At 45.6% G+C, this 11,275-nt stretch carries 9 protein-coding genes; 5 read left to right on the forward strand and 4 right to left on the reverse strand.

Annotated elements, in window-relative coordinates:
- Positions 1–569, forward strand: a 569-nt coding sequence (locus RDN93_RS20340; protein ID WP_308747183.1) for an FKBP-type peptidyl-prolyl cis-trans isomerase, incomplete at its 5' end; no start/stop codon positions are given.
- A 130-nt stretch (positions 570–699) separates the two neighbouring features.
- Here the strand turns inward: RDN93_RS20340 and RDN93_RS20345 are convergent.
- Positions 700–1,986, reverse strand: coding sequence for an L-serine ammonia-lyase, iron-sulfur-dependent, subunit alpha (locus RDN93_RS20345; protein ID WP_308747184.1), 1,287 nt, complete (start codon positions 1,984–1,986; stop codon positions 700–702).
- A gap of 132 nt (positions 1,987–2,118) precedes the next feature.
- Between RDN93_RS20345 and RDN93_RS20350 the strand changes: the two genes are divergently transcribed.
- A complete protein-coding gene (locus RDN93_RS20350; protein ID WP_308747185.1) occupies positions 2,119–3,204 on the forward strand; it encodes a PCMD domain-containing protein in 1,086 nt (361 codons plus the stop codon).
- A 19-nt stretch (positions 3,205–3,223) separates the two neighbouring features.
- The gene (locus tag RDN93_RS20355) at positions 3,224–4,009 is read left to right on the forward strand and encodes a porin family protein (protein WP_308747186.1); all 786 of its coding nucleotides are present in this window, start codon (positions 3,224–3,226) and stop codon (positions 4,007–4,009) included.
- An 86-nt stretch (positions 4,010–4,095) separates the two neighbouring features.
- Here RDN93_RS20355 and RDN93_RS20360 read toward each other — a convergent pair whose 3' ends face one another.
- On the reverse strand, positions 4,096–4,653 hold the full coding sequence (locus RDN93_RS20360; protein WP_308747187.1) for a calycin-like domain-containing protein: 558 nt from the start codon (positions 4,651–4,653) through the stop codon (positions 4,096–4,098).
- A gap of 158 nt (positions 4,654–4,811) precedes the next feature.
- On the opposite strand from RDN93_RS20360, the gene aroC reads away from it, so the two are divergent.
- Complete coding sequence (gene aroC / locus RDN93_RS20365; RefSeq protein WP_308747188.1) at positions 4,812–5,888, forward strand: chorismate synthase; 1,077 nt, start codon at positions 4,812–4,814, stop codon at positions 5,886–5,888.
- Positions 5,889–5,902: 14 nt separating this feature from the next.
- Positions 5,903–7,267 carry a dipeptidase gene (locus RDN93_RS20370; protein ID WP_308747189.1) on the forward strand — a complete coding sequence of 455 codons (1,365 nt, stop codon included), beginning with the start codon at positions 5,903–5,905 and terminating at the stop codon, positions 7,265–7,267.
- A gap of 106 nt (positions 7,268–7,373) precedes the next feature.
- On the opposite strand, the gene RDN93_RS20375 is transcribed toward RDN93_RS20370, so the two are convergent.
- Together RDN93_RS20375 and RDN93_RS20380 are read right to left on the reverse strand one after the other, a co-directional pair.
- Positions 7,374–8,429: a linear amide C-N hydrolase gene (locus RDN93_RS20375; RefSeq protein WP_308747190.1), complete on the reverse strand. Its 1,056-nt coding sequence runs from the start codon at positions 8,427–8,429 to the stop codon at positions 7,374–7,376.
- Positions 8,430–9,133: 704 nt separating this feature from the next.
- Positions 9,134–11,275, reverse strand: a 2,142-nt coding sequence (locus tag RDN93_RS20380) for a DNA topoisomerase 3 (RefSeq protein ID WP_308747191.1), incomplete at its 5' end; no start/stop codon positions are given.

An 11,275-nucleotide genomic window follows, 5' to 3' on the forward strand; every position in this document is an offset into this window, starting at 1 on the left:
TTACCGTTGCATACAAACTATATACAATGGAAGATGGTGAAAAAGAGTTGTTCGAGGAAGCAAAAGCAGAACACCCTTTTCAATTCATTTCAGGATTAGGAACAACACTCGAAGATTTCGAGAATCAAGTGACTGCTCTTTCTAAAGGTGATAAATTTGAGTTTACCATCGCAGCAGATAAAGCATATGGTCAATATGACGAACAACACGTGATTGACCTTCCTAAGAATATTTTCGAAATTGACGGCAAGTTCGATAGCGAACGCATCAAAGAAGGCAATATCGTTCCTTTGATGACCAGTGACGGCCAGCGCGTGAACGCAAGCGTAGTGGAAATCAAACCGGACGTGGTAGTAGTCGACCTTAACCACCCGTTGGCAGGCGCCGACCTTATCTTTGAAGGTGAAGTGCTTGAAAGCCGTCCTGCTACGAACGAAGAAATCCAGGAATTGGTGAAAATGATGAGCGGCGAAGGCGGATGCGGTTGCGGATGCGACAGTTGCGGTGGTGGATGCGGTGACCACGAATGCGGTGACGATTGCGGTTGCGAAGGCGGACACTGCCACTAATTAAGAAATAGGGCTGTTGATAACAGCAGCTAATAAAAATAAAATGGATAATGAACTTTCCGGTTTCATTATCCATTTTTTATTTGTCGGTTCTTTAATACACTTGTTCCTTAATTTGCCTGTTTCTTATTCAGCATCCTTTGTGCGTCATAATATCAAGCACCATTTTATCCGTTTCGTTCATGGCCTGCGAGCCGATTCTTGTCAGGTTGCGGATACTCTGGTCTACATCCTCATCAATAATTCCTTCTACGGAAGTCACACAACGGTTTTCCATAGCCATCATAGCTGACAATACGGCTGTCGAAACTCCGGTAGTCACTTTCAGGGCACAACTCGGTTTCGCACCGTCACAAATCATTCCCGTCAGGTTGGCAATCATATTTTGAACGGCAAAGGTTACCTGGTCGTAGCTTCCGCCCATCAGCCAGGTGATTCCGCAACTGGAACCAGTGGCAGCTACTACACAACCGCACAAGGCAGACAAGCGCCCCAAACTTTGTTTAATATAGATGACCGTGAGATGGCTCAACATTAGGGCGCGGATAAGTTCTTCTTCGCTCTTATTGTTTTCTTCAGCAAAGACTACGACGGGTAATGTGGCAGATATGCCTTGATTACCGCTGCCGGAGTTGCTCATGACCGGAATCATGGCTCCTGCCATGCGGGCGTCACAAGCGGCTGAAGTATAAGAAAGGATATGCGAAAATACACTGTCGCCCATCACCTTATGTTCATACGTACCACGAAGCATTTTTCCTAAAGAATGTCCGTAGTTGCCTTTAAAGGCTTGTTCGGCAGCCGCTTTGTTCAGGCGGGCAGTGTCGAGAATGAAACGGATTTCATCCAAGGGGGCTGTCAGGGCAAAGTCATAAACCTTGCGCAGGCTCAGTTCAAGAGAAGAATCTTCTTCCTCTGTACTGGCAGTATGCTGTTTGTCGAGCAAGACTTTCTCGTCTTTGGCTATATATATAAAGGTAGTGTGTCCGCCGGCAATGACGGCTTTGGCAGTTTTACCGCCGGCCTTACAAATCACTTCAATGTATAGCTTCTCTTCAATATCTTCCTTTAAAGAGATACAGATTCGCTTTTCTGCGATAAACTGTTTGCCTTGCGCCACTGCTTCCGGCGTGCAGTCTCTCAAGACTTCCAACTGGTAGTCTGATTTGCCGATTAACACGCCTAGGGCAACAGCGATAGGAAGCCCCACCATACCTGTACCGGGGATTCCTACTCCCATGGCATTCTTCAGTATATTAGCACTCAATAATACCTCTATCTTTTCGGGTTTCTCACCCAATGTTTCTGCCGCTTTGGCTACGCAAAGTGCCACGGCAATTGGTTCCGTACAACCGATAGCCGGAATTACTTCTTTTTTTATCAGCCCTATAATTTGCTGTCTTTCAGATTGAGTCATGCGCTTTTAAAGTTTTGTTCCCACAAAAATAGAAAATTCTTTTCTATCCTGTACGTCTTAGTGAACAAATAAAATCTCATTTTGTTATTAATTCTTCGAAGAACCAAAGTTTTAAGCAAAAATAAGAGAAAAATGAAAGCAAAACACGTGATTTTCTATTTGCTATTGGTTATTATTTCGTCTTCTTGCATTCGCGACGAAGCTCCCAATGCAGAAGCAGATATACTAAGTTGCAAACTGCCGGAAGTAGTAATGACTACCCACCCCATCATTAATAATAATTCTGTCACTCTCTTTGTCGGACCGGAAACGGATATTTCAGAACTTGCACCGGAGTTTACTCTGACTCCGGGAGCAACTATCAGTCCGCAAAGCGGAACTGTGCGGGACTTTAACTCTCCGCAGAAGTACACCGTCACAGCCGCCGACGGTGTCTGGAAAAAGACTTATACAGTATCCGTCATAGATACGGAACTTGCTACGAATTATCATTTCGAGGATACTCTGGGCGGAAAGAAATACTACATCTTTGTGGAACGTGAGGGCGACAAGGTAGTCATGGAATGGGCCAGCGGAAATGCCGGTTATGCCCTGACAGGAGTACCTAAAACGGCCGATGACTACCCCACCTTCCAGGTAACGGACGATAAAGAAGGGAAATGCCTTTCATTGGTGACACGCAGCACGGGATTCTTCGGTCAGTTGATGGGGATGCCTATCGCGGCAGGAAACTTGTTCATCGGTTCTTTCGATGTAGGCAATGCCATGAGCAACCCGCTGCAAGCTACGAAATTCGGGCTTCCTTTCCGATATGTCCCGACTTACCTGGCAGGTTATTATAAATACAAGGCGGGAGATAAATTCACAGAAGGGGGAAACACTGTCGAGGGGAAACGTGACATATGCGATATATACGCCATCATGTACGAGACGAGCGAATCTGTCTCTACGCTGGACGGTAGCAATGCGTTCACCAGCCCCAACTTGGTTTCGATGGCACGCATCGACAATGCCAAAGAAACAGACGAATGGACGTATTTCAAACTGCCGTTCACCACCCTGCCCGGCAAGTTCATTGATAAGGAGAAACTGAAGGATGGCAAGTATAATGTTGCCATCGTATTCACGTCAAGTCTGGAAGGCGCTTATTTCAACGGAGCAATCGGAAGTACTTTACTGATTGATGAAGTCGAACTAATCTATCACTCGGAAAATTAATTTTATAACAGCTATAAAGATGAGAATTTACCCACATATATTCAGTTTGCTTGCTTGTATAGGAGTAGCCCTGCCCGGCTATTCACAAGTAGACAGAAACGAGACACTCATCCGCTCCGCCCTGCGCGGACTGGAATATGAAGTAAAAGCAGGAATCAGTATCGGCGGCACGGCTCCGCTTCCTCTGCCTGTGGAAATCCGTTCGATAGACGGTTATAATCCGACACTTGCCATTACTATCGGTGGCGAGGTCACCAAATGGGTGGCTGTCCAGAACAGACTGGGCATCATTGTCGGGCTACGTCTTGAAAACAAGGCGATGACGACCGAAGCTACCGTAAAGAATTACAATATGGAGATTCTCGGGCAAGGCGGCGAAAGAATCAGCGGTGTATGGACGGGTGGAGTGAAAACCAAAGTACACACCGCAGGGCTGACAATACCTTTAATGGTCACTTATAAATTGACGAGCCGATGGAATGTAAAGGCTGGACCTTATTTCTCCTATATACTTTCAAGAGACTTCTCTGGACATGTATATGAAGGATATTTACGGGAAGACGACCCTACCGGCCCCAAAGTGGAATTTACCGACGGAAAGATTGCAACCTATGATTTCTCGGACGACTTGCGGCATTTCCAGTGGGGATTGCAGGCAGGAGCCGGATGGAGAGCTTTCAAGCATCTGAATGTATATGCAGACCTCACCTGGGGACTGAATAACATCTTCAAAAACGACTTCCATACGATTACTTTCTCCATGTATCCCATCTATTTGAATGTCGGTTTCGGATATGCATTTTAAGAGCATATTCCAGATAAAAAGCGGGGCTGCCTGAAAGAGATTTCTCCTTTAGGCAGCCCCGCAAAAAGCATCTGCAAGATTCGTATTTATCTGGATTTCTCTACCTGCCTCACACCGGAATAGGTCACTTTCACGGTCTGTTGCAATGCAGTCACTTTCACATTAATATTCATGGTGAGATTTTCACCTTCCACCGTACCTTCCACTGTGGTGGCACAAGTGCCGAGAGCGGCGGCAACTCCCGAAAAGATCAAATCCTGCTGACCGGTGAAAATCGAGGCATCAGCCTCTTTTTTTACCGTACATTTATCTATTACGATATCACCGAACTTCATGATAGTTCCATTCAGAAACAGTTCAAACTCTTTCAATTCCATTTTCACTTCCGTGTCGCTGACCTGGGAAATAGTTATAAACTTGGCTATCCCATTGCCAATCACCGTTTCCTGATCGGAGTCGTCCGGTTTCATTGATATATCCAGATTCCCCCAATACGTCCCCACTACATCCGGGGCCGTTACGACCGCTTCCTCCTCTTCTGGTGGATTAGCACCACTTATATCATTATCATCATCACTGCTGCAAGCTGTAAAGAGAGCGACGGAGCATGCCAATGCCCATAAATACAAAAGTTTCTTTTTCATACATTGTTGGTTTAGTTATTAAATAATCGTCAATTATAAACTAAAAAGGAGAAAAAAGGTTCAATTTGGTTCGTTTTTTGAAGATATTTTGAGATCGCAACATTCTTACCGAAAACTTTGTTATATTTGCATAGAGTAATTTTAAAAAAGCCACAACTATGTTTAATTCATTTGGCAACATCTTTCGGCTCACGAGTTTCGGCGAGTCTCATGGAAAAGGAGTTGGGGGAGTGATTGACGGATTTCCTGCAGGAATCACCATCGACGAAGAATTTGTACAGCAAGAACTGAATCGCCGCCGTCCGGGACAATCCATCCTTACCACACCACGTAAAGAAGCTGATAAAGTTGAGTTCCTTTCCGGTATTTTCGAAGGCAAATCTACCGGATGCCCTATCGGTTTTATCGTATGGAACGAGAATCAGCACTCTAGTGACTACAATAACCTGAAAAATGTATATCGTCCTTCACATGCTGACTATACTTACACCGTGAAGTATGGCATCCGTGACCACCGCGGTGGCGGACGCTCTTCGGCACGCGAAACGATTTCGCGCGTTGTAGCCGGTGCTTTGGCCAAATTGGCGCTCCGCCAGTTGGGAGTCAGCATCACCGCTTATACATCGCAGGTAGGCGGCATCAAGCTGGAAGGTACGTATTCTGATTATGACCTCGACCTGATAGAAACCAACGACGTACGCTGTCCCGACCCGGAAAAGGCGAAGGAAATGGCGGACCTTATCTATAAGGTGAAAGGCGAAGGCGACACCATCGGCGGCACGCTGACCTGTGTCATCAAAGGATGCCCCATCGGACTGGGACAACCTGTTTTCGGCAAACTTCATGCTGCCCTGGGCAATGCCATGCTAAGTATCAACGCTGCCAAAGCATTTGAATACGGCGAAGGATTCAAGGGATTGAAGATGAGAGGTTCCGAACAGAACGATGTTTTCTACAACAATAACGGACGGATCGAAACACATACCAACCACTCCGGTGGTATCCAGGGCGGTCTGAGCAACGGACAGGATATCTATTTCCGTGTTGTCTTCAAACCTATCGCCACCATATTGATGGAACAGGAAACAGTCAACATCGACGGAGTAGACACCACATTGAAAGCCCGCGGACGCCACGACGCCTGCGTACTGCCGCGTGCCGTGCCTATCGTCGAAGCAATGGCAGCCATGACCATACTCGATTATTATCTGTTGGATAAAACTACACAGCTTTAATTTTTATTTAAGTTATGAACGAAATCAAGAGATATATTGCCGCGAACGAGCCAAAGATAATGGAAGACTTGTTCAGCCTCATCCGTATTCCAAGCATCAGCGCACTGCCGGAGCATCACGACGACATGTTGGCGTGTGCCGAACGTTGGGCGCAACTGTTAGTGGAAGCCGGAGTAGACGAAGCACTGGTAATGCCCTCTAAAGGCAACCCGATTGTCTTCGCCCAGAAAATAGTAGACCCGGATGCCAAGACTGTGCTGGTCTACGCCCACTATGACGTTATGCCTGCCGAACCGTTGGAACTTTGGAAAAGCCAGCCGTTCGAACCGGAAATACGGGACGGATATATTTGGGCGCGTGGCGCTGACGATGACAAAGGACAATCTTTCATTCAGGTAAAAGCGTTCGAGTATCTGCTTAAAAACGGTCTGTTAAAGAATAATGTGAAGTTCATCTTCGAAGGAGAAGAGGAAATCGGTTCTCCCAGTCTGGAAGCGTTCTGTGAGGAACACAAGGAACTTCTGAAAGCAGATGTAATCCTCGTCTCCGATACGAGCATGCTGGGAGCGGAGCTTCCTTCGCTGACCACGGGCCTGCGCGGACTGGCTTACTGGGAGATAGAAGTCACCGGACCGAACCGGGACTTACATTCCGGTCACTTCGGTGGCGCGGTGGCCAATCCCATCAACACGCTTTGCCAGATTATCAGCAAAGTGACAGATGCCGACGGACGGATTACCGTCCCCGGATTTTATGACGACGTGGAAGAAGTTCCGCAAGCCGAACGGGACATGATTGCGCATATTCCTTTCGATGAGAAGAAATACAAAGAGGCAATCGGTGTGAAGGAAGTGTTCGGGGAAAAAGGATATAGCACGTTGGAACGCAACAGTTGCCGTCCGTCTTTTGACGTGTGCGGAATATGGGGCGGATATACAGGAGAAGGTTCGAAGACTGTACTCCCTTCAAAAGCATACGCTAAAGTTTCCTGCCGGTTGGTTCCGCATCAGGATCATCATAAGATTTCCCGGATGTTTGCTGATTATATCTGCAGCATCGCTCCCGATACGGTGCAGGTGAAAGTTACTCCGATGCATGGCGGACAAGGATATGTGTGCCCTATCTCTCTTCCCGCTTATCAGGCGGCAGAGAAAGGCTTCGAGATAGCTTTCGGCAAGAAACCGCTGGCTGTGCGCCGCGGCGGCAGCATCCCTATCATTTCCACTTTCGAGCAAGTGTTGGGAACCAAAACCGTATTGATGGGATTCGGACTAGAATCGGATGCTATCCATTCTCCGAATGAGAACTTTTCACTGGATATTTTCCGTAAAGGTATCGAAGCAGTGGTCGAGTTTCATAAGGAATATGCGAGACTCTAAAAGTGGGAGATACCACACCCGATAGAAAGACATAAAAAAGAACGGTGGACAAATGCTTGGGTACAAGCCTGTCCACCGTTCTTTTTTATTTATAGATAACGAGTCTTTACATCACCGGAGTTTGGAAAAGGAATGTAAATGATTTGCTATCCTTCAAGTCCTTCACTGCGTCACCGGCATATATCTCACCATTCACCAAAGACAATTTCTTGATACCCGCTTTCGGACTGAAATCAATCTTCTTCAAATCCAGCCAAAACAAGTTCGGGGTTAAAGTCGATTCAAAATAATAGACTTTATTCTTTTGGTCGGAAACGGTACGCCAACGCGTAGAAGAAATGTAGGGTTTGTCGGGAGTTGTGATTCCGAACGGAACGGAAACATTACGCATTACGCTCAACACACTAGGTACAGCTATTTTAGCATCGGAAGTCTGAGGAATGGCATGGATATAGAAAGAGGCGCGTACAAAACGGTCGCTCGAGCGGTTGGTTCCCGGCAGCATTTGCAGACCGCCTACTTCTTTCCAATAGTCATTGATAGCCAACTGGTATTCATAACGGGGAGAGTTTGTCATCACCTGGTATTGTTTTCCTTCATGAATGCTCAGTTTCCCGTCCAGATATTCCAATATGGCCGTATTTCCCGTTTCATCGGTAATAGCAAGATGCAGCGTCGATTCCGAACCATTCGGCAGACGTGGGGCGTCAATACGGAATGTTTCTTTCTTCAATTCATCCACTGCTTCACGCACGGTGGCAAAATTATCCAGTACGTATTGCGTCCAGATGCTTATTCCCATCACCGGACGGGTATCTCCCGGCAATGAATAGATCGTCTCCGGCAGGAAGAGCAGGCTCGCCACCAGTCCTTTTTCATTCATTCCGTCGCAAGTACCTATATCATAACCTGCAGCAACGATACTTCCATATTTGGCTGTCCAGTTCAATGTCTTCTCCTTATTGTGTCCCGTACGCTGGATGCCACGTGGAAACACATAAAGATTTGATTGGAGATCTTCCTTCCAGTCCATCGTACGACCGGTTATCACCATTTGCTCCGGCCCTATATATACTGCGCGCGTACACGCTGCTACAGGCTGCGTGCTTCCCAGGGAAACGGCAGCCAATAATAATGCAACTCCTGTTAACTTCTTCTTCATTTTCTTTTTGGTTTAAATAATTGGTTACTCTTTTATAAATAACAACTGTATGATAACTATTGCCTGAAAGAAAGACGATTTTAATGAAAATAAAGAATTTATCCGAGTATTTCTCCGGCCTTTCAGTATCGTCCTAGTAAAAAAACTTGCCATTGGAAGGAAATATTATTTACTGCTTGCTATTCCACTCTCCTTTCGCTATTTTGGTAAATGAAGTTTTTACTAAACTAAGTGTGCCGGGCATCGGGCTCTTCAATAACGCTTCGTTAGGCTATCACTTAATCGAATATTTTCTCATCGTGATAAGAACATTTTCTCACGGTGATAAGAATTAATTCTCATCCCTATGAGAATATTTTCTCATCGCGATGAGTATTTTTTCTCATAACGATGAGAATTGTTTGAGAATATAATAAGGTATATTATGCTATGTATTAACCAAATAACTATTTTACATTTCTCGTTTTACACATCCTAATTCATCGTTCAAAAAGCTCTTAATCTCTAAAAACATGTTTTTTACTGCATTTATTGAAAATGTATCGGGGATAATCCCGTTCTTTTACTCTTTTTTAAGCCCGAAAACGGTTAGTCCATAACCGTGCGAAAAGGAACTAAATAAATAGATTCAACTCATCAAGATAACATTTCCACCATAGTAAAAAGGATTCAAGAAAAAGATATCGGTCGTTCAGAAACCTGCACTACTCAAAATTCTTTCGGTACGTACATCCGTTTCTCCATTCAGAGCATCCGTAGGCTGTTTTCCCTTTTATAATCGTTCCCTTACCACAAGCCGGACAAGGTTGTCCGACAAATGAATCCGGATTATTGACCGGGGATGAAACGGGAGCAGGAGCTGATGCAGGAACTGACAGCGTTTCTGCTTTTGCATTTTCTATCCCTTTTGTTTCGGGCTTCGCTTTCTTCTCTTTGGGTGCACTTGCCGCTTTCCGTTCGCGCTTTTTAGGTTCTTTCTTCGCTTTCTCTTCGGCTTTGGCAGTTACTGCGTCTTGAATAGTAATACGACGATTCGTGTTATCAGACAGTACACTCATCACGACTTCCGAAACCATTTGCTTCAGTTCTTCGAGGAATTGGCGGGCGTCATATGTTTTCTTTTCAATCTCGCGCAACTTCTTTTCCCAAATACCTGTCAATTCCGCCGATTTCAAAAGTTCTTCGTGGATTAGTTGCACCAGTTCCACTCCTGTCGGTGTAGCAATCAGGTTCTTTCTCTCTTTGCGGATATAATTTCGTTTGAACAAGGTTTCTATAATAGCTGCACGGGTAGACGGACGACCGATACCATTCTCTTTCAAAGCATCGCGAAGTTCATCATTATCCACCAGTTTTCCGGCTGTTTCCATTGCACGGAGCAAAGTCGCTTCCGTAAAAGGTCTTGGTGGCTGCGTCCATTTCTCGTTCAAGTCGGGAATGTGAGGACCGCTCTCTCCTTTCACAAAGGCAGGAAGAACATTTTCGTCCTCGTCTTCTTTCTCTTCGGCAGAGTCTTTCACGTCTTTAGCGAATACTACACGCCAGCCCGGTTCAAGAATTTGTTTTCCGGTGACTTTAAATTCTATCTTATCCACTTCGCCCATTACAGTAGTAGTCGAAATCTTACAATCGGGATAGAACACTGCTATAAAACGACGGGCTATCAAGTCGTAGACACGACGTTCCATATCGGTAAGGTTTTGAGCATACACTCCGGTAGGGATAATAGCGTGGTGGTCTGTCACTTTCGAGTTATCAAATACCTTTTTTGATTTAGGTAGCGTGGAACCGTTCAGCGGAGCTGTCAAAACTTCGTAGTCACGAAGTCCTTTCAGAATACCGGGACATTTCGGATAAATATCATCACTCAGGAAAGTTGTATCAACACGCGGATAGGTAGCCACTTTCTTTTCGTAAAGAGACTGGATAAGTTTTAGTGTCTCATCGGCGGAATAGGCGAATTTCTTGTTACACTCCACCTGAAGAGAAGTCAAGTCGAACAAGCGCGGGGCGTATTCCTTTCCGTCTTTCTTGCCGACACTGGTGACTATAAATGGCAGGTCTTTGATACGTTCCACCAAAGCTTCACCTTCTTCACGATTGGCAATGGGGTCGATGCCCGGATTGTCTATTTTCTTTTTTCCACCGTTCTTCTCTTCCTCCGCAGCTATTTCTTCATCACTCTTGCGGATGAGGGCAGAGAAGGTAGTGTTGCGATAGTTTGTTTTCAATTCCCAATATTGCTTGGGTTGGAAATTGGCAATTTCCAACTGGCGGTTGACAATCAATGCCAAAGTAGGCGTTTGCACACGACCGATAGAGAGCACCTGCTTGTTTTGACCGTACTTAATCGTATAAAGGCGGGTAGCGTTCATTCCCAACAGCCAATCACCTATTGCACGAGAAAGTCCCGCCTCATACAACGACTGAAAATCAGACTGATCTTTCAACTTGGAAAAACCTTCACGAATAGCTTCTTCCGTCAAAGAAGAAATCCACAGTCTCTTCACCGGACAGCGTGCTCCAGCCTTCTGCATCACCCAACGCTGAATCAATTCTCCTTCTTGACCGGCATCACCGCAATTGATGATTTCATCCGCATTCTGCATCAGCCCTTCGATAATATGGAATTGTCTTTCAATACCCGGATCATGCCCAATCAGCTTGATACCGAAACGTGGCGGAATCATCGGCAGACTGCTCAAGCTCCATGATTTCCAGTTAGGGGTGTATTCATGTGGCTCCTTCAGGGTACAAAGATGCCCGAATGTCCAGGTCACCTGGTATCCGTTTCCTTCTATATATCCTTCTTTTCTGGTATGAGCGCCGAGTACTTCGGCTATATC

The organism is uncultured Bacteroides sp. (genome assembly GCF_902491285.1).
Lineage (GTDB): Bacteria > Bacteroidota > Bacteroidia > Bacteroidales > Bacteroidaceae > Bacteroides.

Coding starts and splice junctions, on each gene's coding strand:
- RDN93_RS20375 (WP_308747190.1), bottom strand. CDS start 8,429: ATGAAGAAGAAGTTAACAGGAGTTGCATTATTATTGGCTGCCGTTTCC.
- aroC (WP_308747188.1), top strand. CDS start 4,812: ATGTTTAATTCATTTGGCAACATCTTTCGGCTCACGAGTTTCGGCGAG.
- RDN93_RS20360 (WP_308747187.1), bottom strand. CDS start 4,653: ATGAAAAAGAAACTTTTGTATTTATGGGCATTGGCATGCTCCGTCGCT.
- RDN93_RS20350 (WP_308747185.1), top strand. CDS start 2,119: ATGAAAGCAAAACACGTGATTTTCTATTTGCTATTGGTTATTATTTCG.
- RDN93_RS20345 (WP_308747184.1), bottom strand. CDS start 1,986: ATGACTCAATCTGAAAGACAGCAAATTATAGGGCTGATAAAAAAAGAA.
- RDN93_RS20355 (WP_308747186.1), top strand. CDS start 3,224: ATGAGAATTTACCCACATATATTCAGTTTGCTTGCTTGTATAGGAGTA.
- RDN93_RS20370 (WP_308747189.1), top strand. CDS start 5,903: ATGAACGAAATCAAGAGATATATTGCCGCGAACGAGCCAAAGATAATG.